At 45.1% G+C, this 22727-nt stretch carries 19 protein-coding genes; 11 read left to right on the plus strand and 8 right to left on the minus strand.

Annotation, left to right across the window (positions count from 1 at the left end):
• The first annotated feature begins 30 nt into the window (after positions 1-30).
• Positions 31-1314 carry an amidohydrolase family protein gene (locus MuYL_RS18110; protein WP_094571896.1) on the plus strand — a complete coding sequence of 428 codons (1284 nt, stop codon included), beginning with the start codon at positions 31-33 and terminating at the stop codon, positions 1312-1314.
• Positions 1315-1508: 194 nt separating this feature from the next.
• On the opposite strand, the gene MuYL_RS18115 is transcribed toward MuYL_RS18110, so the two are convergent.
• Positions 1509-3749: a sodium-translocating pyrophosphatase gene (locus MuYL_RS18115; RefSeq protein ID WP_094571897.1), complete on the minus strand. Its 2241-nt coding sequence runs from the start codon at positions 3747-3749 to the stop codon at positions 1509-1511.
• 144 nt (positions 3750-3893) lie between these two features.
• On the opposite strand from MuYL_RS18115, the gene MuYL_RS18120 reads away from it, so the two are divergent.
• Together MuYL_RS18120 and dacB are read left to right on the plus strand one after the other, a co-directional pair.
• Positions 3894-5342 carry an APC family permease gene (locus MuYL_RS18120; RefSeq protein WP_094571898.1) on the plus strand — a complete coding sequence of 483 codons (1449 nt, stop codon included), beginning with the start codon at positions 3894-3896 and terminating at the stop codon, positions 5340-5342.
• Positions 5314-6726: a D-alanyl-D-alanine carboxypeptidase/D-alanyl-D-alanine endopeptidase gene (dacB, locus tag MuYL_RS18125; protein WP_094571899.1), complete on the plus strand. Its 1413-nt coding sequence runs from the start codon at positions 5314-5316 to the stop codon at positions 6724-6726. The genes MuYL_RS18120 and dacB overlap by 29 nt, the downstream gene beginning before the upstream one ends.
• A 102-nt stretch (positions 6727-6828) precedes the next feature.
• On the opposite strand, the gene MuYL_RS18130 is transcribed toward dacB, so the two are convergent.
• The gene (locus MuYL_RS18130) at positions 6829-8445 is read right to left on the minus strand and encodes an aminopeptidase P family protein (RefSeq protein ID WP_211710184.1); all 1617 of its coding nucleotides are present in this window, start codon (positions 8443-8445) and stop codon (positions 6829-6831) included.
• Between the two features lie 176 nt (positions 8446-8621).
• Here MuYL_RS18130 and pyrR point away from each other — a divergent pair, with 176 nt between their 5' ends.
• From pyrR to MuYL_RS18150, 4 genes are all read left to right on the plus strand, one after another.
• On the plus strand, positions 8622-9164 hold the full coding sequence (pyrR, locus tag MuYL_RS18135) for a bifunctional pyr operon transcriptional regulator/uracil phosphoribosyltransferase PyrR (protein WP_094571900.1): 543 nt from the start codon (positions 8622-8624) through the stop codon (positions 9162-9164).
• A 214-nt stretch (positions 9165-9378) separates the two neighbouring features.
• Positions 9379-10305: an aspartate carbamoyltransferase catalytic subunit gene (locus MuYL_RS18140; protein ID WP_094571901.1), complete on the plus strand. Its 927-nt coding sequence runs from the start codon at positions 9379-9381 to the stop codon at positions 10303-10305.
• Between the two features lie 18 nt (positions 10306-10323).
• Positions 10324-10839 carry a hypothetical protein gene (locus MuYL_RS18145; protein ID WP_094571902.1) on the plus strand — a complete coding sequence of 172 codons (516 nt, stop codon included), beginning with the start codon at positions 10324-10326 and terminating at the stop codon, positions 10837-10839.
• Positions 10840-10877: 38 nt separating this feature from the next.
• Positions 10878-12299, plus strand: coding sequence for a serine hydrolase domain-containing protein (locus MuYL_RS18150; protein ID WP_094571903.1), 1422 nt, complete (start codon positions 10878-10880; stop codon positions 12297-12299).
• A gap of 78 nt (positions 12300-12377) precedes the next feature.
• On the opposite strand, the gene MuYL_RS18155 is transcribed toward MuYL_RS18150, so the two are convergent.
• From MuYL_RS18155 to MuYL_RS18165, 3 genes are all read right to left on the minus strand, one after another.
• A complete protein-coding gene (locus MuYL_RS18155) occupies positions 12378-12899 on the minus strand; it encodes a type 1 glutamine amidotransferase domain-containing protein (protein WP_170309766.1) in 522 nt (173 codons plus the stop codon).
• Positions 12900-13128: 229 nt separating this feature from the next.
• Positions 13129-14028: a LysR substrate-binding domain-containing protein gene (locus MuYL_RS18160; RefSeq protein ID WP_094571904.1), complete on the minus strand. Its 900-nt coding sequence runs from the start codon at positions 14026-14028 to the stop codon at positions 13129-13131.
• 169 nt (positions 14029-14197) lie between these two features.
• Positions 14198-15208, minus strand: a complete 1011-nt coding sequence (locus tag MuYL_RS18165; protein WP_094571905.1) for an aspartate-semialdehyde dehydrogenase — start codon at positions 15206-15208, stop codon at positions 14198-14200.
• A 250-nt stretch (positions 15209-15458) separates the two neighbouring features.
• Here MuYL_RS18165 and MuYL_RS18170 point away from each other — a divergent pair, with 250 nt between their 5' ends.
• From MuYL_RS18170 to MuYL_RS18185, 4 genes are all read left to right on the plus strand, one after another.
• The gene (locus tag MuYL_RS18170; protein WP_094571906.1) at positions 15459-16409 is read left to right on the plus strand and encodes an NAD-dependent epimerase/dehydratase family protein; all 951 of its coding nucleotides are present in this window, start codon (positions 15459-15461) and stop codon (positions 16407-16409) included.
• A gap of 135 nt (positions 16410-16544) precedes the next feature.
• Positions 16545-17270 (plus strand): YebC/PmpR family DNA-binding transcriptional regulator, encoded by a 726-nt coding sequence (locus MuYL_RS18175; RefSeq protein WP_094571907.1) that lies wholly within the window; start codon positions 16545-16547, stop codon positions 17268-17270.
• 140 nt (positions 17271-17410) lie between these two features.
• On the plus strand, positions 17411-17626 hold the full coding sequence (locus MuYL_RS18180) for a DUF2442 domain-containing protein (protein WP_094571908.1): 216 nt from the start codon (positions 17411-17413) through the stop codon (positions 17624-17626).
• Positions 17627-17638: 12 nt separating this feature from the next.
• Complete coding sequence (locus tag MuYL_RS18185; protein ID WP_094571909.1) at positions 17639-18403, plus strand: hypothetical protein; 765 nt, start codon at positions 17639-17641, stop codon at positions 18401-18403.
• 61 nt (positions 18404-18464) lie between these two features.
• Here MuYL_RS18185 and MuYL_RS18190 read toward each other — a convergent pair whose 3' ends face one another.
• The 3 genes from MuYL_RS18190 to MuYL_RS18200 form a co-directional block, all read right to left on the minus strand.
• The gene (locus MuYL_RS18190) at positions 18465-19262 is read right to left on the minus strand and encodes a carboxylesterase family protein (RefSeq protein ID WP_094571910.1); all 798 of its coding nucleotides are present in this window, start codon (positions 19260-19262) and stop codon (positions 18465-18467) included.
• A 145-nt stretch (positions 19263-19407) separates the two neighbouring features.
• Complete coding sequence (locus MuYL_RS18195) at positions 19408-21156, minus strand: family 43 glycosylhydrolase (RefSeq protein WP_094571911.1); 1749 nt, start codon at positions 21154-21156, stop codon at positions 19408-19410.
• Positions 21157-21296: 140 nt separating this feature from the next.
• Entirely contained in the window at positions 21297-22637 is a 1341-nt protein-coding gene (locus MuYL_RS18200; RefSeq protein ID WP_094571912.1) for a glucoamylase family protein, read from the minus strand.
• Between the last annotated feature and the right edge of the window lie 90 nt (positions 22638-22727).

The following is a 22727-nucleotide window of genomic DNA, read 5'->3' on the forward strand; positions in this document are numbered from 1 at the left end:
GTTGTATATTTATCCTAAATATCTTTTACGATGAAAAAATCAATCATGGCACTGTGCATAACATTGGTATCTATAGCGTGTACGCCGGCTTATAGCCAAACAGCCTTCGGCGATGTCGCGCTAACCGGGGTTACAATTATCGATGCCAATCATCAGGCAACACTAACAGGTCAAACCATTCTTTTGAAAGGCAAAATCATCAGCTTTATCTTTCCTGATAATAGCCAACCGATTGCGTACAATTTCACTATAATACCGCTTAAAGGCAAATACATTATTCCCGGCCTGATTGATACCCACGTTCACATGGCTACCGACCCGTCCGGTATCGACAACCGGGTACACGCGCTTGCAACACTAAATGATATGCTTTACAGCGGAATTACCACGGTTAGAGATATGGCCGGGGATGCCCGCACGCTCGCCGGCTTGTCGCGCGACGCCAGAACAGGCGACATTAATTCGCCGGATATTTACTATTCTTCCCTAATGGCCGGCCCCGAATTCTTTACCGATCCGCGTACCGCTACTGCCACCACCGGTGGAGTGCCAGGCAAAATGCCTTACATGCGCGCAGTCACCGATTCTTCCGACCTTATTCGCGCCGTTGCTGAGGCAAAAGGCACCGGCGCAACCGGTATCAAACTTTATGCTAACCTTAGTGCGGGCCTGGTTCAAAAGATTACCAGCGAAGCAGCCAAACAACATCTTACTGTTTGGGGGCATGCCTGGCTACAGGATGCCATTCCCTCAAACCTGGCCGACGCCGGGGTAAGCTCCATTTCTCATGCGCCCCTGTTACTGCATGAAACTATTAGCATTGTTCCTAAGGAATGGAAAAGCCAAACCCATGATGCAGCCTATTGGGATAAAGTTACCCCCGATCTATCTGTATTGTTCCGCCTTATGGTAACCAAACACACTATTCTTGACGCCACACTGCTTACCTACAAAAAGTGGGGCGAAAGTGATAAAACGATGCAGTACGACTATCAGATCGGCAAACGCCTTACCAGGCAAGCATATAAGGCCGGTGTCATCATATCTGCCGGAACAGATGACGACCAGGAACAATTTGTACAGGAGGAAATAAAGCTTTTGGTTACCGAAGCCCAATTCAAACCTATAGATGCACTCATCGCCGCAACGCTAAACGGGGCCAAAGCACTCGGTCTTGAAAATCAAATAGGTACAATAGAACAGGGTAAAGATGCCAACCTGCTGATCCTTGATAAAAACCCGCTGGACAACCCCGATAATATTAAAGCTGTTTTTATGGTGTTCAAAGGCGGAAGGATGTATAAAAAGCAATAAAATGCATGATATTGGGCTTAGTTGGAATAAAAGTTTTCTACTACACCAAAACAGCCTGATTGGCTGCCGGGAAGGGAACTAGTTTAAACAAGCTCAGCAGCTACTTCAGGTTAATAACCGATTTTAATGCTGTCACTTTAAATCAGCCCAATAAGATTCAACTAAAAAGGGACACATCTCAGTGTCCCTTTATCTTAAGCTTTTTTATCAGCCTTAATCACATGCGTTATATGTGATTTTTGCTGCAGTTCGTTTTGAACGCGCTCAGTTGGGCTCACATCCTTGTGCAGATGCGGTGCGATCACCAGCGACACGATAGACATGAGTTTGATAAGGATGTTCATTGACGGGCCTGAAGTATCCTTAAACGGATCGCCAACGGTATCACCTGTTACAGATGCCTTATGCGGCTCTGATTTTTTGTAATACATTTCGCCATTGATCAAACAGCCTTTTTCAAACGATTTTTTAGCATTATCCCATGCACCGCCCGCGTTGCTCTGGAAAATACCCATCAATACGCCGGATACGGTTACGCCCGCCAGCAATCCGCCCAAAACCTCCGGACCAAATGCAAAACCGATGATGATCGGCGTAATTAAAGCAATAAGTCCCGGTGCAACCATTTCGCGAATAGATGCTTTGGTTGAGATGGCCACGCATTTTTCATACTCGGGTTTAGCCTTATATTCCATAATGCCGGGGATCTCGCGAAACTGGCGCCTTACTTCCTCTACCATCGCCATAGCTGCACGGCCCACCGCCGAGATACACAATGCCGAGAAGATAAAAGGGATCATGCCGCCCACGAACAAACCTGCAAGTACATCTGCCTTATAAATATCTATATGTTCAATACCGGCCACACCCACAAAGGCTGCAAATAAGGCCAGGGAGGTTAATGCTGCCGATGCGATAGCGAACCCCTTACCTGTTGCTGCGGTAGTGTTACCTACGGCGTCAAGGTTATCTGTACGGTGACGAACCTCTTCGGGTAAACGGCTCATTTCGGCAATACCGCCTGCATTATCAGCTATCGGGCCAAATGCGTCAATAGCCAGTTGCATGGCGGTGGTCGCCATCATACCGGCTGCAGCGATAGCAACGCCATACAAGCCTGCAAAATGGTATGAGCCATAAATGCCTGATGCTAAAACTAAAATCGGCAGCACGGTTGATTCCATTCCAACCGCTAAACCGCCAATGATATTGGTGGCATGCCCTGTTGACGACTGGCGGATAATGCTTAGTACCGGGCGTTTACCCATTGCAGTATAATACTCCGTAATTATCGACATTAAGGTACCTACTACCAACCCTACCACTATCGACATAAAAACACCGTTTTTGGTAAACACCAGCGAGCCCGCTTTTATAGCGCCCCCGGCGTCTTCATCACGTACCATGTGGAACGCGTCATTTGGCAGCATCCATTGCACTACAAAATAAGTGGCAACCGCTGTTAATACGATCGACATCCAGTTACCCAGGTTTAGTGCTTTTTGTACGCTGTCGGTTTCATTTTTTATTTTAACAAAGGCAGCGCCTACAATGGAGAAAATTAAGCCTAAGCCAGCTATCACCATTGGCAACAATATAGGTGCAATACCGCCAAAAGCGTCATGTGATACAATTTCGCGGCCCAGCACCATTGTAGCAAGCATGGTAGCCACATACGATCCGAACAAATCGGCACCCATACCGGCCACGTCGCCTACGTTATCACCTACGTTATCGGCAATGGTTGCGGGGTTGCGCACATCATCCTCAGGGATGCCGGCTTCAACTTTACCTACAAGGTCGGCACCAACGTCGGCCGCTTTGGTATAAATACCTCCGCCTACGCGGGCAAACAGGGCTATGGATTCAGCGCCTAATGAAAACCCTGCTAAAACATCAAGTGCTTTTGCCATGGCCTCGCCATTAACGCTGCTGCCTGTAACATGCACAACATAATATTGATAAAACACGATGAACAAAGATCCCAAACCTACAATTGCAAGTCCGGCAACACCTAAACCCATAACGGTACCACCCGTAAATGATACTTTCAAAGCTTTTGCCAGGCTGGTACGTGCGGCCTGCGTGGTACGTACGTTGGCTTTGGTAGCAATCCGCATCCCCAGAAAACCTGCAAATGCTGAAAGAAATGCCCCGCAGACAAATGAGATAGCAATAACGGGGCTTGATGTTACTACTGTGGTGCCAGACCATGCCAGTAATAAACCTGCAACCACCACAAAGTAGCTCAGCACTTTCCATTCTGCACGTAAAAACGCCATGGCACCGTCTGCAATGTAACCTGCAAGGGTTACCATATCGCCATCGCCGGCATCTTGTTTAGTAACCCATGCGGCTTTAATTGCCATCGCTATAATCCCGATGAGCCCGAAGACAGGAATTAAATAAATTAAGTAATTGTTTAATAGATCCATATTTAAATTTTGTTATAAGTATTGCGGTTTTATAATTGGCTTAAATTATAATTGGTAGCGCAAAATAGCAAATTAATTTCTTTACAATAGCGTGTCAATATTAAAGTTTTTTGAATAGTTTAGAACTTTCAACATAAACTATTGATGACGACAAAATCAACACAACCAAAATTAAAACATGAACTGGGCTTGCTTGACGGCACAATGCTGGTAGCAGGCTCAATGATAGGCTCAGGAATTTTTATAGTAAGTGCCGATATTACCCGAAACGTAGGTTCAGCAGGCTGGCTTATAGCGGTTTGGCTAATTACCGGATTTATGACCTTAACAGCTGCCGTTAGTTATGGCGAGCTGAGCGCCATGTTTCCAAAAGCAGGCGGGCAATATGTTTATCTGAAAGAGTCATATAATAAGCTGATTGCCTTTTTATACGGCTGGAGCTTTTTTGCGGTGATCCAAACCGGCACTATTGCTGCGGTGGGTGTTGCATTCTCAAAATTTACAGCTTATTTAATACCTGCGGTAAGTGAAGATAATATATTATTCGGCACCATGATAGGCAGCTGGCACTTTACCATCAGTGCTGCGCAGTGTGTTTCTATCGTAGTTATTGTGCTGCTTACCTTTATCAACACCAAAGGCGTTCAAAGCGGCAAGATCATTCAAAACATATTCACCATTACCAAACTGCTGAGTTTGTTCGGCCTGATTGGTTTTGGTTTTTTAGCCTTTAAGGGCGATGTATGGCATGCCAACTGGAGCCACGCCTGGGATATGCACAAGCTTAACGCAGATGGCAGCATCGGTACTTTAACAATTGCAGCCGCCTTAGGCGCCATTGCTGCTTCAATGGTAGGTTCTATTTTTAGTAGCGACAGCTGGAACAACGTAACTTTTATTGCCGGCGAAATGAGCAACCCCAAACGTAATATTGGGCTAAGCTTGTTTTTAGGCACCTTGATAGTTACCATTATTTATGTTTCAGCCAATGTGATGTACACGGGCGTATTGTCGCTGCATGATATTGCAACAGCCGATAAGGACCGTGTTGCCGTTGCAGCGTCGCATGTCATTTTCGGGAACGTGGGAACCTACGTTATCGCTGTGATGATCATGATCTCGACCTTTGGCTGCAACAACGGTTTGATTATGGCAGGTGCCAGGGTGTATTATACCATGGCTAAAGACGGGTTATTTTTTAAGAAAACAGGAACACTAAACAAAGCAGCCGTACCTGAGTTTGGTTTATGGATCCAGGCAATTGTTGCGTCAGTACTTTGCATGAGCGGCAAATACGGCGATCTGCTGGATATGATCTCTTTTGTAGTGGTAATCTTCTACGTGCTTACCATTATCGGCATTTACAAATTAAGGATCACCCGGCCCGATGCAGAAAGACCATACAAAGCATTTGGCTACCCTGTATTACCTGCCATTTATATTTTAATGGGGATTGCATTTTGTATTTTGCTGATCATTTACAAACCTGCCTTTACCTGGCCGGGACTGATCATTGTATTAATCGGCATTCCTATTTATTATATCGCACAACGAAATTCTACAAATGAGGATACACCAGGGCTGGCTGATTAGTTTAATTTTTGTTACAGGGCACAGCTTTGCCCAGCCTTTGGATCAAAAGCTGCAATCAGCATTTGGCAGGCTGCAGGCCGATAGCCAGTGCAGGTATGCATCGGTATCGCTTACCGTGCTGGATGCCAAAACAGGCGAAAAGGTTTTTACCGCTAACCCTAATATGGGGCTGGCCACGGCGTCAACTTTAAAAACCATAACCACAATTACAGCCTTTAATTTGCTGGGGAAGGATTTTCAATACCAAACCCGATTCGGTTATAGCGGTTCCATCGGCAGCGATGGCACGCTGAACGGGGATGTTATCATAAAAGGTGCCGGCGACCCTACCCTAGGCAGCTGGCGATATGAAAACACCCATGAGGGCCATGTACTTGCCTTGATGGTTGACGCGCTGAAAAAAGCAGGGATCAAAAAAATTAACGGGCGGGTTATCGGCGATGATTCCATCTTCGGTTCACAGGCTATCCCCGAGGGCTGGATCTGGATGGACGTGGGCAATTATTACGGTGCGGGCACATCGGGCCTTTGCTGGCGCGAAAACCAGTTTGATATAAAATTAAAGACCGGCGCAATTGACAGCCCGGTAAGTATTTTGCGCGAAGTGCCCGAAATGCCTTACCTCGGTTTCAAAAGCGAGCTAGTTAATGCGCCATCGGGCACGGGTGATAATGCCTATGCCTTTTTACCCGTTAACGGCAAAACCATGTACCTGCGCGGCACCTATGCCCGGGATCAAACCAAAAAAAGCATTTCCGCAGCCCTCCCCGACCCGGCTTATGATGCTGCCTTCAGGTTGATGGATACCTTGAAAAAACTGGGGATCGGCGTAAGCAACGAGCCGGAATCATCCAATACTTTAACCGCAAAAGGATTAACCGCGCCGCAGTTAGCCACCAAGTTAACTACCCTGCTATCGCCGCGTTTAAGCCAGATCATTTACTGGCTAAACCACAAAAGTATTAACCTGTATGCAGAGCAATTGCTCAAAACTATTGCCTGGAAAGCTGGAAAACAACCATCAACCATGAATGGCGTTGAGGTGGAACAGGCCTTTTGGAAAGCCAGGGGGATAGATCCCAACTCCTTAAATATTGTTGACGGCAGCGGTCTTTCGCCCGGCGACAGGGTGACCACCTTAACGCTGGCTACCATCCTGCAATCTGCAAAAAAAGAAACCTGGTTTGCTGATTTTTACGACAGCCTGCCTACCTACAACGATATGCGAATGAAGAGTGGCAGCATTTTGAACGTGCTTACCTACGCGGGGTACCATAACTATAAAGGGCGCGAACTCTGCTTCTCTATTATGGTGAATAACTACAACGGCAGCAGCAGGGCCATAAAAGAAAAGATATTCAGGGTACTGGATGAGCTGAAGTAGCGGTTGCGTTTTGCGGAGCAAATAAGATTACCAGATCTTTCAACCGGGTAATCTTATTTTCAATATACTTTTCAAGGCATCCTATAACGGCTTTTCTGAAAGCTATTTCAATGCCGGGAAAAGCCGGCCGCCGTCGAAAATACTTTTTTCGGCTATAGTTTTTTCCACATCCTGCCATTTACGCGGTGCATCAATGGAGAGCAGTGTGCCCTGGGATTTCCCTATCAAAACATCATCCTCAATCCGCACACCAATATTCCACCATTTTTTATCGCAGGGACTGCCGGCAGGAATATAAATGCCAGGCTCAACAGTAATTACCATGCCTGCTTTCAGGTCGCCGCTGTAATCACCTTTATCATGTACATCAAGGCCCAGGTGGTGCGATACGCCGTGCGGGTAATACTTACCCACCTCTTTAGCGTCTTTAATAATCCCCAACCCGATGAGCCGCGCTGACAGCACTTCGCGGGTTTTAGTTTCAAGGCTGCTGTAATTAACTCCCTCTTTACAAAGTTTAAATACTTCCTCCTGCGCATCATAAACCGCCTGGTATATTACCCGTTGCTCATCGGTAAACTTACCATTTGCCGGGAAGGTACGGGTAACATCGGCACTGTAGCCGTGGTATTCGGCACCTACATCCATCAGCACCAGCTGGTTATCTACTTTTGTAGCGCTATTTTCTTCATAATGTAAAATACAGCCGTTGCCACCGGCACCAACAATTGGCGGATAGCCCTCATCTTCGGCACCGTAATGTTTATGTACATACAGCATAATGCCCTCCAGCTCTGTTTCAGACATTTGCGGCTTAACTGCCCGCATGGCTTCGGCATGGGCAATGCTTGAGATCTCGACAGATTTCTTTAGCAGCGCCAGTTCTTCAGGCGTTTTAACGCCCCGCAGCTCAACCGTTGCTTTTTCAAAAAGTGCCAGGCCCGAAGGGTTGGCGTCAATTTTCGCTTTAACATCCATTAACGTGGCCGAATCCGGTTTGGCCACCAGTTCCTGGATCAAAGGGTTGTTCTTGTAGGCCTCGCCATCCAAACGCGGTCTTATGTAGGCCATTATCCGGTCAATATTTTTAGGGGTTCCGCGCTGGCTAATGAGGTTCAGGTCACTCAATAAACGCTTATCCACATCTTTTATATCGCCTTTGGATTTAAATGTGGCCACTAATTCCTTTAAGCTGCCGCTTGCATCATCAGGTAGGTCGTCATATAATATGGTTTTGAATTTTTTAAGGTCGATAGGGAATTTTTCGAATTCATCACTGTTATAAACCCTTTTAAAGCCCAGCTGTGCTTTTACACCTGCAACACCCAGCCGCCTGCCGGTCCACTGCTCCTGTGCAGGATCACGATGCCGCACAAAGATCATTTCATTATAACTACCTTCGCCGTCCGTCTGCATTTCCTTAAATACCAGCAAAACAGCATCAGGCTCTTTATAGCCCGAGAAATAATACAGGTCAGGATTGGCGTGATAAACATAGTTTACATCCTTCGAGAAAACCCGTTCAGGGTAAGCGAAAATGGCTGTAACAGAATTTGCCGGCATCATATCGCGCAAAGCCTGCCTGCGCCCGGCATGAAATTCTTTGGTAAGGTAATCGGTTGGTAAATTCTGTGCCGCGTTTTCAGCCTGCGAAAAGGCCTGCATCCCGGTGCTGCAAACCAAAGCTGCAACAATAAGGCTCCTGTTTAAAAAGTTCATTTAATAAGTATAATTGATAAGTCAGTTAAACGAGGTTAAGTTACATAAATATCACTAACCAAAAAATAATATCACAGGCCGGTAACCATACGCACCTATCCCGATTCTCCAATTAACTAATCTCTATTTCCAACTAATCCTTAAAATTATTACCTTTGCCCAAATCCACCCTTACGATGCAAAATCTTACGCTGCTCGACGGTCAAAAATTTCAAATAACATTACAACGTTTATGTCGCCAATTAATAGAAAATCACAATGATTTTTCTGAATCGGTGCTCATTGGAATCCAGCCGCGAGGCATTTACCTGGCCAAACGCATAGCCGAAGAACTCCGCAAAATTTTACCCGGTAAAACCATTTTACAGGGCGATCTTGACATTACTTTTTACCGCGACGATTTTCGCCGCCGCGACCAGCTGGTGCCTAATCAAACTAAAATAGATTTTATTATAGAGGGCAAAAAGGTGATCATGATGGATGATGTACTTTGGACGGGCCGCACCATCCGCGCAGCAATGGATGCCCTGCAGGCATTTGGCCGCCCGGAGAAGATTGAGCTGCTGGCATTGGTTGACAGGCGTTATTCAAGGCACATCCCTGTTGAAGCAGATTACGTGGGTATTGAAGTAGATTCCATTGCATCGCAAAAAGTTGTGGTAAGCTGGATTGAAACCGACGGCGAAGACAGGATAACGCTGATATCTGATACAAAATAAAATTTAAATCAATAAACACTCGTCATTACGAGGCACGAAACAAACCCCGGTTTACAAGCCGGACCTGCACAGTTCGCTATGGCTTCGTTCCCCGCAATGACAAAGTATAGAACAAAATATAACAGATCCGAAACGGCTTAGCCTTCTTGAGTGCCGTTAAGGAGCGAAACAATAACGAAAAATCGAACATCCGAAATCCGATATTTAACAACCCATGGCAGGACTAAGCACACGACATCTTTTAGGAATTAAGGATCTGAACCCGGCAGATATTCAACTGATATTTGAAACTGCGGATAACTTTAAAACGGTTTTGAACAGGCCGATAAAGAAAGTCCCGTCCCTGCGTGATGTTACTATTGCTAACATATTTTTTGAGAATTCAACCCGTACACGCCTTTCGTTCGAGCTGGCGGAGAAACGCTTATCTGCCGATGTGGTAAACTTTGCCGCCTCGTCGTCATCTGTTAGTAAAGGCGAAACACTGATAGATACGGTAAACAACATCCTGGCAATGAAGGTTGATATGGTGGTAATGCGCCATCCTTACGCCGGGGCAGGCATCTTCCTTTCCAAACATGTAAAAGCACAGATAGTAAATGCCGGAGACGGTGCGCATGAGCACCCTACCCAAGCCTTGCTGGATGCCTTTTCTATCCGCGAAAAACTGGGCGATGTGGCTGGTAAAAAAGTAGTTATAGTAGGCGATATACTACACTCACGCGTGGCCTTGTCAAACATATTGTGCCTTAAACACCTTGGGGCCGAAGTGATGGTATGCGGCCCCACCACCCTGATCCCGAAATATATTGGCTCCCTGGGGGTGAAGGTAGAGCATAATTTAATGAAGGCATTAAACTGGTGCGATGTAGCCAATATGCTGCGCATCCAGCTGGAACGCCAGGATATTAAATATTTTCCGTCGCTACGGGAATATACCATGCTTTACGGCTTAAATAAACAGATCCTCGACTCACTGGATAAAGAGATTATTGTGATGCACCCCGGCCCTATTAACCGCGGCGTAGAGATCACCAGCGATGTGGCCGACAGCAAGCAATCTATTATACTGGACCAGGTAGAAAATGGCGTGGCTATCCGTATGGCCGTATTGTTTTTGCTGGCAGGGCAAACACCGTAATAACAACATTAATTTGCAATGGAAACGGTATTAAGCTTTATAAAAAAACATCGTTTCGATTTAATTGTTACCTGCTCTGTATTTGCATTTTTATACGATGTTTATTTCAGTAAGCATACATTTTCATTAACTATTGTTGCGTTGTACTTGCTTGGCTACGCGGCTGATAACGAGAAAAGCAAAACCAATATTGAAGAACGGAAAAAGCTAAGGCTAAGAGGATTAACAAAAGTAGATATTAGAAATATAGCTTTTGTTAAAAGCTGGGAGGAAACCCGAAAAAAAGGGCTGATAAAATTCTCCCTGGTTTACGGGGGCGTGTTCTTTGGATTTGTGTTATGTGGGATTATAAGCATTGCTGCTATGTTCATTATTAAAAACATGATCAAATATGTTTCAGACGAGCCCTCCCATATGCTTAATTTTATTGGCTACACCTATATAGCCGGCACAATAGGCGGAACTGTATTTTACCGGCTTTTATGGATCTATAACGAACGAAAATTTATCCGCTTAACTAATCCCCTGCATTAAATTCAATATAAGACCGTTATATTAGGAATCAATATTTTATGAGGTCTGCAATTATCATTCTTTTATTTTCCGCCATGTCATTAACCGTATCAGCACAAAGCCTGCAACAAAAAAAGGTTGATTCGGTATTTACGCTGGTAAAAAAGTACTTTAACGAAAAAAATGCTGATGCCATTTACAATCTGTCGGGTAATGCCTTTCAGGAGGAGATCAGCATAACTGCGTTTAGCGACATTGCGGTAAAACAGCTATTTCCGCTTGGTGAAATGAAGGAAACATCGCTGGTGAGCTTTGTGAACAACAGCCTGGCTACCTACAAAGTTAATTTCGCCAGTACCAAACTACAGATTTTTATCAGCGTTGATCAGAAAAATAAATTAGAGACTTTTATTTTTAAACCTTACACCGAACCTGTAAGCAACAAAACTGCGCTGGTAGCCACCACTAACCCCATGTTTAGCGAAACGGACCGAAAAGTGGATACCGTTGCCCGCACCTACATTCAAAAAGCGAATACGGTTGGCTTGTGCATCGGCATTATTAAGGACGGGCAAACAAAGATCTATCAATATGGCGAATCAAAAAAGGGTACCGGTAAATTACCAAACCCGGATAGCTTTTTCGAGATTGGCTCCATTACCAAAACCTTTACGGCAACCCTGCTGGCCTGGTATGTAAACGAGGGAAAAGTTAAACTAAGCGACCCGATAACGCTATACCTACCCGACTCGGTAGCGGTTAACCAGTCGCTTAAAGGTATTACACTGCTTAACCTCATCAACCATACCTCCGGGTTAGTCAGCGTTCCGGATAATTTAAAAGACTACATGACCGATCAGTTTAATCCGTATAAGGATTATACCAAGCAGTTAATGTACAGTTATTTAAAAACCTGCAGGCTTAACAGCAAGCCAGGCGAAAAGTATGCTTATTCAAATTTGGGCGTAGGCCTGCTGGGTAGTATTTTGCAATATGTAAGCGGAAAAACGTTTGAGCAGATGGTTGGCGAAATAATAACGCGACCGCTGGGAATGCTCAGTACTTCGCAATATTTAAATCCTTTACTGTCGCCGCGTTTTGTATCGGTTTACAATTCAAACGGGCAACCCACCCTTGCATGGGATTTTGACGTTTTAGCCCCTTGCGGTGCGCTGCGGTCCACTTTAAATGATTTGCTAAAATATGCCAGCGCTAACATGCATCCCGGTAAAGATTCGCTTTCAAAAGCCATTGAGCTAACCCACCAAATTACGTTCAACAGGGATGTAAAAATTGGCCTGGGCTGGCATACCATGGTGGTAAATGGAATAAATTATTATTTTCACAACGGTGGTACCTATGGCAGCAACAGCTTTTTGGCTTTCAACGCAGAAAAAAATATAGCCATCGTAGTGCTGTCAAACGCCTACGAACCTACGGACCCGGTTGCTGCCGGGATATTGGGGAAATTAGTTAAGTAAGTAGTAGTTGAAAGGTTTGTTAGCGGTTGGAAAATAACCCTCCCCAACAAACCCTTTCAACTATTTACGAGGTTATCATCATGCATGAACGCCTTCGGCAATCTCTTCTATCATTTTTTTGTTGAAAGCTTCAAGATCGGCTGGCGTACGGCTGATAACAAGACCATGATCTGAAACCACTTCCTCATCTATCCAGTGCGCCCCTGCATTTTTAAGGTCGGTTTTAAGGGATGGGAACGAGGTTAATGTCCTGCCACCTATCATACCGGTTTCTATGAGCATTTGCGGCCCGTGGCAAATAGCTGCAACCGGCTTACCCTCATCTAAAAATGCCGATACAAAAGCCACCGCTTCTTTATTTTGACGCAGTTTGTCAGGGTTTAAAACGCCGCCGGGTAATACCAGTGCATCGTAATCATCCGGACTAACATCGCTTAATTGCCGGTCAACGTTAACTTCTATCCCCCAATTGGTTTGGTCCCATGCTTTAACTTTGCCGCTCTTTGGTGATACTACGTGTACCGTAGCGCCCGCTGCCTCCAGCGCTGCTTTGGGGCTGGTAAGTTCTACCTGTTCAAATCCTTCTTCGGTAAGAATCACAACTTTTTTCCCACTTAAAGTTTACATAGTATATATATTTATTGATTTTTAATTATGTAAATTAATCTATATATAATTACAAGTGGTAGCGGAAATGGTTTTAGGAAAGTCAGAATTGCCATGGCGAGGTTGTCTGAACCATGATTTATGGGATTAAAGGATTTTAGTGATTCCTTATCGCTCGGCTGGCGTCGGGCTAATCCTTAAAATCTCTAAATTCCGGTCCAAATTACCCCCTGATTTGCTGCAGCGCATAATTGATAAAATTACCTGTCAATCCATAATCTTCGGTGCCTTTGCGGCGGATGAAAAAGAAATCGCGGGTTATTTTTAAACCATCAACGGGCACTTCAACCAGGTCGCCTTCTTTAAGTTCGCGAATGATGGACGGGCGGGGCATAAAGCCGAGACACTGATCGGCCAGCAGGAAGTTCTTCAATGCTTCGGTACCGCCCAAACGGATCTTAACAGACAGGTCCGCAGGCTTGATGTGCACCAGCGATAAGGATTTGAGTAAGGCGTTTAAAGTTCCCGATCCGCGTTCGCGCAGCGCAAGCGGGGTTTTAATAAACTGCTTTAATGTTAACGATTTCCCCGCCAGCGAACTCTTAGCCGAACATACCGGGATCACCTCATCGCTCATAAATGGTGTATAAGATACTGTGGTCAGTTTGTTATCCACCTCTATGATGCCAATGTCCACCTCGTGGTTCAGCAGGGCATTTAAAATATATTCCGAATTGCGGTTTACCAGCTGTACATCTACATTGGCATACTCCCGCTGAAAGCCGGACAGGATAGAGGGTAAAATATACAGGGCAATAGTAGTGCTGGCCCCAAGCCGCAAATGCCCGGCAGCCTGTGAAAGACTGCTCAATACCGAGAGGTCATATTCAATTTTACGCTCAATTTCGGTGGCCTGCTGCAAGTATTCGTTGAGCTTTTGGCCGGCCCCGGTGAGCGAAATACTGTTTCCCTTGCGCTCAAAAAGCGGTACTTTATACTGATCTTCCAGCGCCTTGATGTGCTTGCTGATGGCAGGTTGCGTTACAAACAGCACCTGCGCCGCCTTTGAGAAACTCAAATTGGCAGCAACTTCCATAAAAACACGGTGAGCAAAGGAGATCATGGCTTCAAAGATAAGGAAACAGTATAAAAGAAAGTTATAATGTATTTCGATTCTTGTACGATTCAAGGGCTTCAGTTTAGAAAAGTCCCTAAATAAAAATAGGGATAATCTCCCGATCATCCCTATCATTTATATCTCAAAGAATAGAAAACTAATCTCCAGTCTCCAATTAACTAACCTCTGCTACCGCGCCAATCAAATGCTTCGCCGCCAGATACTCTGCTATCTGCACAGCATTGGTAGCAGCACCTTTACGCAGGTTATCTGATACTATCCAGCAGTTTAGGGTTTTTTCCTGGCTTTCGTCGCGGCGCAAACGGCCTACAAAAACATCGTCTTTGTCGTGCGCATCCAGCGGCATCGGGTATTTCAGGTTGGCTATATCGTCAACTACAACAATGCCCGGCGAATTCGCCAGCAGCTCACGGACTTCGCTCAAATCAAAATCATGCAAAAACTCAATATTTACAGATTCTGAGTGACCACCCATCACCGGGATGCGTACCGTAGTAGCAGTTACCTGGATGCTGTCGTCGCCCATGATCTTTTTGGTCTCCAGGATCATTTTCATTTCCTCTTTGGTGTAACCATTTTCTGTAAATACATCAATCTGCGGGATAACGTTCAGGTCGATGGTGTAAGGATATACCTTAGGGCCGTCAATACCGTTACGCTCATTAAACAACTGATCCACGGCCTTTACACCGGTGCCGGTAACGCTCTGGTAGGTTGATACCACTACCCTTTTTATTTTATATTTATCGTGCAATGGCTTTAAGGCCACTACCATTTGGATGGTTGAGCAATTTGGGTTTGCTATGATCTTATCTTCAGCAGTTAATACATCGGCATTAACTTCGGGCACTACCAGTTTCTTGGTAGGGTCCATGCGCCACGCTGATGAATTATCGATAACGGTTGTTCCGGCAGCTGCAAATAGCGGCGCCTGGCTTAAAGAAGTGCTCCCGCCTGCCGAAAATATGGCAACGTCGGGCTTCTGTTTTATCGCATCCTCAACAGAAACCACCTTATATTGCTTACCCTTAAAAGTGATTTCCTTACCAACACTTTTTTCTGAAGCTACGGGGATTAATTCTGTAACGGGGAAGTTGCGTTCTTCAAGAACCTGCAACATTTTAGTGCCTACCAAACCGGTAGCACCTACTACTGCGACTTTCATTTGTTTTATTTGTTATTAAATAATTAAAAATTAGACAAAGATGTGATTTTTTTTTGACTTGATAATCCTGTTTGCCTACCTTTTTACTGGGGATGATTGGCTGAACCAGGTTAAGTTGACTTACCCGGATTAAGTTTGTTTTGCAACAGCTATTTTACCTCATTAACCATTTACTTAATCAACTTAATCCAACCTAATCAACTTCTAAATTCATACAAATTTTTACCTTTGCCGTTTAACTGGCAATTGTATGAGTGAAAAGATCCTGATCATTGGGGCAAACGGGCAAATAGGCACCGAACTGGTAAAAGCATTAAGAAATATTCACGGTGCAGAAGCGGTTATAGCTTCGGATATTAAAAGCCCGGCATACGCCATCCGCAACAGCGGGCCTTATGAAATAGCCAACGTGCTGGACAGGGACAACCTTCACCATATTTTTGAGAAACACCGCCCAACGCAGGTGTATTTACTTGCCGCTATATTATCTGCCGTAGGCGAACAAAAACCTAAAGTGGCCTGGGACCTTAACATGACCGGCTTACTGTCAGTACTTGATTTTGCGGTAGAATTTAAAGTGGCCAAAGTTTTTTGGCCAAGCAGCATTGCGGTTTTCGGGCCGCATTCGCCGCAGCATGACACGCCGCAGTATTGCGTAATGGACCCTAATACCGTTTACGGTTTCAGCAAGCTTGCCGGCGAGCGCTGGTGCGAATACTACTTTGAAAAATACGGGCTGGATGTACGGAGTATCCGCTATCCGGGGCTGATAGGCTGGCGCGCAAACCCGGGCGGCGGCACTACTGATTATGCAGTGCATATTTTTCACGAAGCATTAAAAACAGGCAAATACGAAAGCTTTCTATCGGCAGGCACTGCTTTGCCTATGATGTATATGGACGATGCGATAAGGGCAACTATTACCCTTATGGATGCCCCGGCAGATACATTGAGCATCCGCTCGTCCTATAACCTGGGCGGCATCAGCTTTAACCCTGAGCAACTGGCTGATGAAATTAAAAAGCATATCCCCAATTTTGAGATGAGTTATGTTGACAGCGACCCGCGCCAGGCAATTGCTGACAGCTGGCCAAAATCAATAGATGACAGCTATGCCCAAAAAGATTGGGGCTGGCAGCTGGAATTTGACCTGGCAAAGATGACAGCGGATATGCTGGTGAATTTGAAGACTATTATTTGAGGTGAAAGGTTAAAGCTGAAAGACAAAAGGTTTTAAAAACAAATATTATATTCGCAGTGTCCATAGTCGATAGACCATAGTCGAAAGAAATTTTTGCTATGGTCTATCAACCATGGACCATGGACAACTAAAACAATGGGAAGAGCATTCGAATTCCGTAAAGAAAGAAAATTTAAGCGCTGGGCCAAAATGGCGGTGCAGTTTACCCGTTTGGGAAAAGAAATTGTAATGGCGGTGAAAGCCGGTGGTGGCGATATCAACACCAACTCGCGCTTAAGAACGGCTGTTCAAAACTCCAAGGCCGTTAACATGCCGAAGGACCGGGTTGAAGCGGCTATTAAACGCGCAATCAGTCGTGATGAAAAAGATTACGAAGAGCTGGTTTACGAAGGCTATGCGCCTTATGGCGTTGCCGTATTGGTTGAAACAGCTACTGACAATACCAATCGTACTGTTGCCAACGTGCGCAGCTACTTTACCAAATATGGCGGAGCTTTGGGTAAAACCGGCTCGCTTGATTTTATTTTCAGCCGTAAATCTGTTTTTACGTTTGAACCCGGCGAACGCGACCTGGAAGAACTTGAGTTTGAACTAATAGATGCCGGTTTAGAGGATCTTTTTGTTGAGGCTGATGAAAACGGCAACGATATTGCCGTGATTCATACCGCTTTTGAAGATTTCGGCAAGATGCAAAAGATGCTGGAAGAAATTGGCATCGAAGTAAAATCGGCCAAACTGGAGCGTGTACCGCAGTCATTCCACGAAGTTACCGAAGAACAGGTTGTTGATATAATGAAACTGATTGACCGCCTGGAAGAAGACGACGACGTGCAGGCGGTGTATCATAACATGGCGGAGTAAGTTTGATTTGAAGATGTGCCAGTTTGGAAATTTAAATCTTCAAATCAACACATCATCAAGTTTTCAAATTGGAAATATGGCCGCATTATTGATAGATAAAGTCCATCATCAACACATCACCAAATTTTCAAATTAAAACTATGCCACTATTCACCTCACGTAAACAGGAAAAAAAGGTAAAGGTAACTTTTGCCAATGGCTTGCTGCTGGTTGAAAAGAACAACGGGAAACAGCAGGTTTTTCCGTTGGATTTTTTCCCCAGGCTGCTAAACGCTACCGACGAGGAGCGCGAAGACTGGACTCAAATTGACAACGGCATCCATTTTAATCAGCTTGATATTGATGTTTCTTTTTAGCCTGTTCCAATTATGACTTTTGATGAGTTTTTTAAAAAGAAGAGAATAGACCTTGTTGCGCTGGAAAAGGCAGAGCCGGGTTTGTTTAATGAATTTAAAAATCATTTCGGGCAAATGGGCGAAAAAAGCTTTGATCACACCAAAAAATACTGGTTCAATAAAACAAGGCGGCAATTCCCGCTGGCGCCTGAAGTTAAAACCGAAAAGCCGCAGATTGCCAATCCGCTGGCCGAACAAACCATTACAGATAGTTTAACGGAAACACCCGCATTAGCAGCCACTCCCAAAGTGGGTTTTACGCCGAGGTTCAAAGCTGCCGCGGCACCCTTGCCAGCGGTTGAAGATAAAAAGAGCGAAGAAACACCCGCAGCTGCTACATCGCCTAAAATCGGTTTTACGCCAAAATTCAGGGCATCTTCACCGCCAAAACCAGTTACAGACGACAAAAAGGAAGAATTGCCTTCTTCAGTTGAAGCTACATTACCCGCTGCCGAGAACGCAGCCGCAAAACCTGCCGGCTTTGTACCAAGGTTTAAAATGAAGCCAAAAGCAGGAGCCGAAGAAAGTACACCTGCTGAAAATGCTGCTGCCCCACAGTCCGCTGAAAGCGTACCAGTAAAACCGGCCTACAAACCCCGGTTTGTACCGCCAAAACCGAAAGCTGAAATTAAAGAGGAAACCCCTGCTGCGGATGACACCCCTGCTGCAACGGAAAACACCGAAAAGAAACCTGCTTACAAGCCGAGGTTTATTCCGCCCAAACCTAAGGAGCAATAATATGCCACTGGTAATTAGCTGCAGCACGGTTAATTCGTTAGCAACTACGCTTAGCTTATATTTACTTCCTGTGCGAAAACAGCCATGGGATCAGCAATGGTTCCCTGAAGGCATCATCCCAGCTGTTATGGTCATCGTTGGGGTAAAGGGTATATAACGGCTCGCCGCCAGCTTCCTTTATAGCTGCTACAATAGCTTCAGAATGTGCGTAGGGAACTACGCTGTCCTTTTGCCCATGAAAGATCCATAGCGGTACTTTTTTTGCGTATTTTTTTACGTTATTGGTATTATCGCCGCCGCAAACGGCAAATGCTGCCGCAAATAATTTAGGCCGGCGCCCGATGATTTCGTAGGTACCCATTCCGCCCATTGACAGGCCACCGATATAAACCTGGTGCTTGTTAACGTAAGGCTTATCTAAAAATTGATCTATCAGCCCCAACAGGCTCTTCATGGCGGGGATCGGCGGATCACCAACAGTAAAAACAAACCTGGTTTTATGTGTCAGGGAATCTTCCTCAAATTTATTATTGGCCCACCAGCCGTTGGCAGGGCATTGCGGATAAATCACAATAGCAGGATATTTTTGGCGGATGGTATCTTTCAAAAACAGCCCCGTGCCATACAGCAGCTGCGATTCATTATTATTCCCGCGCTCACCAGCGCCATGCAGCACCAGGATTAAAGGATATTTTTTTGCCGGATCGAAGTTTTGAGGGAACAGGATGCGGTAAGGCAGTGTATCGCCCTTTGCAATAAATGAGCCACGATCAAATGAAGAGTGGCTTTGAGCTTTTGAAAAAATCGGAAATATCAGGCAGATAAACAGCAGCAGAGACAGGGAAAAAGCTTTTTTCATACGTATCAAACATTAAAACCAGCAAATAGTTGTGGCCTAATATCCCAAATTTAATAATAGGTTTCGGTAAATAATTACTTTTATCCTGAAAATGAGCCGTGTGGCTTCGTTACTATCTACAATGCCACACGTATTTATCAATACATTACTCTACTTTCATAACCTTAGTCCGTTCTGATACGCCGTTTTCATTAATGGCTTCTATCTGAAAATAATAGGGCTTTTCTTTATCCATCGCTTTAAAGTAATACTCGTTAGCGGTGTGGATCATGATGCAGTTATAAAGCTTATCGGGCGCTGTTCCGGTGTATATATTGTAGGCAAAAGCGTTATCAACAGTTTGCCATTTTATCCAGGCGCTGCGTTTATCTTTTTCAGTACGTAATACTATAAAGCCCTGCACGGTATCCGGCCTGGCCCCTCCCCCGTTTCCAAATACCCGTAAACCGCTAATGGCAAATTTGCCGGTTGGCATGTGCACATTTTCCAGTTTAATGTAACGTGCCTTTATAGGTTGAGGCAATTCAATATAATCATGCGGTACATCTGTTTTATTCCGGCTCTTATCTGTAAGCATCTTCCATTTTTTATTGTCAGAAGAGTAAAACAGCTTGTATTGGGTATAAGTGTCGGTTGATTTACCCAGGATGGTTGCATCCTGATCAGCATAGTTTATCTGGATGGCGTTTACGGTGCTTTCGTTACCAAGGTCGCTGGTTATCCACTCGCCGGCATTCCCAGTTTTGGCACTCCAGTAGGTTTTTATGCTTTCATCAACAGCATTATTTGGCATGTAACCACCCAGCGTTGAAGAAACCCAAACCGGTTTGTTATAGTTCAGCAGCATCCAGCCGGTAAAGCGGCTTTTTAAATGGTCTTCTTTTCCATCGGGCAAATAGGTAGGGTAATCGCCAAACGCGGTATTGCTGTACATTACCCCATCGTTATCAAACCCGGTAGGCCAGATCCCAAGTCTGCGTTCAAAACTATTCTTAACGCCAATAACAATAGTAGCTATGTGCCAGTAATTACCCCATGCATCAGTATAGGTGCTGCCATGGCCCGCACCCCGGGCAAAACCGCCGGGTTTATAGCTAAACGGCATACTTTGCGGCGTAAAGGGCCCCAACGGACTATCGCCCACCACTACCCCATCGGCATAGCCGCTAAACTCGGTGCCGGGGGCGCCATATTGCAAATAATATTTGCCATTGTTTTTGGTCATCCAGGCACCTTCAATAAAGGGGTCGAGGAAGGTATCGTCCAGGTATTCACCGAAACGCTGCCAGCCATAACGGAACGGCTGCAGGAAATACATTTCTTTGCGATAGGCTTTTAAATGAAAAGTTTTAGGATCTATCTCGGCACCATACAATGGATAAGTGTTGCTGCTGCCATTGTACATATACAGTTTACCATCATCGTCGCTGAAAAAATCGGGGTCCCATCCACCCGGCTCAAACTCGTGGATAGCTTCTTTCCATTCGTTAGCTTTCGGGTTGGTACTCATCCAGATAGGGAAATTTGCCGAATAAGTGGAACCAAATACCATCAGCGTATCGCCACGTACAAAAACTGCAGGCGCACACAAATCATCATAAACCTTGTGTTCAGGCCTTAAAAAATGCCGGAAGATAAAATTCCAGTGGTACATATCGTGGCTCCACCAGTAACCCCATTGGTTGGTGGAGAACAGGTAATAATCACCTTTATACATGGTTATAACCGGGTCGGCTGTGGCGCGGTGTTTTCCTTGTGTCGCGAAGTTGGGAATGGGGGTATAACCGTAATCAATGTTTATCGGGTTACAGTAGGTTTTTTGTTTTTGCTGCGCGATTGATGACGTAGCTGCCAGTAACAGGCAAATGGTAAAGCAAATGAGATACTTTTTCATTTTGGTTCAAATATTTTGTAATGCTGAACGCTCGAAGAATCTTATACATCGTACCTTAACTATGGACAGGTAAAGAGCATACCTGTCCATAGCATAAGATCCTTCGCTCACGCGCAGGATAACAAAAATTCTTTTTATAATTAGTTCAGCGCCGGGCTTTGGAAGTTAAGTTTTTTCAAACCGTTCTTCACCTCCGGACAGCTCATAAATAAGTTCCAGATTAAGCCGCTGCGGTGATTTTCAATCATTACCACAATCGGCCCCTGGTCAATGGCAAGATACGATTTTGCATACCAATTATGCGATTCGCTGAATGCATCTGTAAAACCATATTCACCCCAGATCTTATCGCCCAAATCATAATAAAAATGACGCAGTGCCTTCATCGAATATTCCGGTGTATAAGGAAACGCCGATAAGGCTGCTGTAGGTGTGATCACGCCGAGGTCGTTATTTGGGGCATGGGCATTATAACCTTCAAAATTATCACTTGCGGTTAATCCCCAGCAGTTTTCGCCATAACCTTTAAATTTTTTAGGGTTATCAACGCAATAATCATGGTTAATCAGGGTGTGATTTAAATTCTGCTCCCAATAGTCGGCATAATCATCCTTTAAACCTTTTGGGTTAAGCGCCTGGAAAGTGTATTGCGAAAAGAAAAGCGGGCCGCCGTAAGGAAAGCCCAGGGGCAGTTTATGCCCGTAATAAGTATTGCCGTTTTTAAAAAAATCGCTTTGCGCCCATCCATCGCGATAAATGTCTGCGCTTACCGGGTACCGGGTTGCAGATTCGGCCAACACGTAGGTGATCATACACTCATTAAAGCCGCGGATAGCAAAGTTCATGGCCCAGCCATTGTTGGGCGACCAATGCCAGTATAAGTTTGGTCTGCCCTCACGGGTAAACCAGTTCCATTCCATGTCGTTCCACAAACCGTTTATCATCCCCCGAATACGATCCTCTTTTTGGTTATCGGCGTTAAAATATTGCCGGGCGCAAAGCAGCCCCTCAAAAAGGTACGAAGTTTCAACAATATCGGCACCGTCATCTTTACGGCCAAAAGGTACTACCTTACCAGTAGTTCCGTTAAGCCAATGTGGAAATGCACCGTGAAAAGAATCAGCCTTGCTTAAAAACAACAGCATCTTCAGCATCCGGTTCACAGCCTGTTCGTGCGTGATCCATTTACGGTGATCGGCCACAATCATAGCCATAATTCCAAAGCCCGATCCCCCGGTGGTAACCACTTCGTTTCCGTAGTCGTAAGCCACATTGCTCCGCTCGCGGGCAAGGCCGCTAACGGGGTGCCCAAAGTCCCAGAAATACCGGAAAGTTTGCCGCTGCACAACATCAAGCAAGGCGCTGTCGGTAAGATTTTTAATGATCCCTACGGGCTTAATCGCATCCTCTTTTGCAGCGGGCGGTTGCGCCATTGCAAAACCAGTTAATAATATTAATATGGGCAGTATTAGTTTCTTCATTAGTTTTGGTTCATTGTTTTTTGTTCAGTAATAACATCGCGCCTCATTAGCCGAAGGGCAGCACTTTAACTTCGCTGTTTTTAAACCGCT

It is taken from the genome of Mucilaginibacter xinganensis, from assembly GCF_002257585.1.
Taxonomy (GTDB): domain Bacteria; phylum Bacteroidota; class Bacteroidia; order Sphingobacteriales; family Sphingobacteriaceae; genus Mucilaginibacter; species Mucilaginibacter xinganensis.